1 rRNA gene is annotated in these 267 nt (G+C 52.8%); it reads left to right on the top strand.

The features are described from left to right. Positions 1-267: ribosomal RNA gene (locus tag NA624_RS23050) — 23S ribosomal RNA — on the top strand; the annotation flags it as partial.

Genomic DNA, 267 nt, shown 5'->3' with positions numbered 1-267 from the left:
TGAGGGAAAGGCGAAAAGAACCCCGGCGAGGGGAGTGAAAAAGAACCTGAAACCGTGTACGTACAAGCAGTGGGAGCCCCACCACTAAGCCAGTGGTGAACTCCACATACGCATCCTTTGCTGAGGATACGGTTAACGGAGCGAAAGCGACGTTCAACCGCAAAAGAAGCAGAGGGGGCTTAGTGGTGGGGTGACTGCGTACCTTTTGTATAATGGGTCAGCGACTTATATTCTGTAGCAAGGTTAACCGAATAGGGGAGCCGGAGG

This window comes from Salmonella sp. NW38, from assembly GCF_051807745.1.
Lineage (GTDB): Bacteria > Pseudomonadota > Gammaproteobacteria > Enterobacterales > Enterobacteriaceae > Salmonella > Salmonella enterica.
Note: the sequence above shows the minus strand (reverse complement) of the source record. Positions and strands in the feature narration are given on the sequence as shown.